Consider the following 1,282-nt stretch of genomic DNA (forward strand, 5'->3'; position numbering starts at 1 on the left):
TGCGGGGCAAACGATCGATACCGCGTTGCTGGCCGATTACCTGTCCGACCGGTTGCCGTCGTATATGGTGCCGTCCTCGATCATGGTGCTCGACCACATCCCACTCACACCAGTCGGCAAACTCGACCGAAAAGCACTACCCAAGCCGGTATTCACCGACACCAAACCATTCCGAGCACCCCACACACCAACCGAACACACGATCGCTCGAGCGTTCATCGATGTATTGGGTATCGACACGATCGGTCTCGATGATTCGTTCTTCGCCTTGGGCGGCGACAGCTTGGTCGCGACTCGCGTCGCTGCGCGACTTGGAGCCGCGTTGGATGCTGAGATTCCGGTACGGCTGTTGTTCGAGGCGTCCACGGTCGCGGAACTCGCCAGCCGCATCGATCAGCATGCCGGGACGGGACGACGTCGCCCACCGCTGGTCGCCGGGCCGCGCCCCGATCTCGTGCCGTTGGCGCCAGCCCAACAACGGATGTGGTTCTTCAACCAGTACGACACCGCATCGGGCGCGTACAACATGCCGATCGCTATTCGGCTGCGCGGCGAATTGAACGTCGACGCGCTGCGATCGGCCATGGTCGACGTGCTCGGCAGACACGAGTCGCTGCGAACGCGATACCTGGACCACGACGGCATGCTGATCCAACAGATCGAGTCCGTCGAGAGCGTGGACCGCGAGCTGACGGTGGTACCGGTCGTACCGGGCGAGTTGGTCTCGGCGGTAACCGAATTCGTTACCGAAGGCTTCGATGTGAGCACTCAGGCGCCCGCGCGTGCCCGATTGTTCCGTGTCAGCGGCGGTGAGGAACCGGAACACGTCCTTGCCGTCGTGGTGCACCACATCGCCGCGGATGGCTTCTCCATGACCCCGTTGGCGCGTGATGTGGCGACCGCCTATGCCGCACGGATCCACGGTGCGACCCCGGCGTGGACGCCGCTGCCGGTCCAGTACGCCGACTACGCACTGTGGCAACAAGCCACCCTCGGCACGCCCGATGATCCGGAATCGCTATCTGCCCAGCAGATCCGCTATTGGACCGAAACACTGCACGGCGTTGTCGAGGAGCTGCGCCTGCCGTTCGATCGGCCACGGCCGGTGGTGATGTCGAACCGGGGTGTCACGGTTGGTTACTCGGTGCCTGCCGATTTGATTCGAGCGCTGGAAAGATATGCGCGGGAACATAATTCGTCGCTGTTCATGGCGATCCACGGCGCGTTGGCGGTCGCGCTGGCCCGGTTGAGCGGCACCACCGATATTCCGATCGGCACACCG

General features: G+C 63.3%; 1 protein-coding gene. It reads left to right on the top strand.

Annotated features, from left to right (window positions below; genetic code table 11):
- Positions 1 to 1,282: condensation domain-containing protein (locus ABZW16_RS43970; protein ID WP_354962104.1), on the top strand; the 1,282-nt coding region annotated here is incomplete at both ends.

Origin of the sequence: Nocardia sp. NPDC004604 (genome assembly GCF_040609795.1) — a bacterium.
Lineage (GTDB): Bacteria > Actinomycetota > Actinomycetes > Mycobacteriales > Mycobacteriaceae > Nocardia.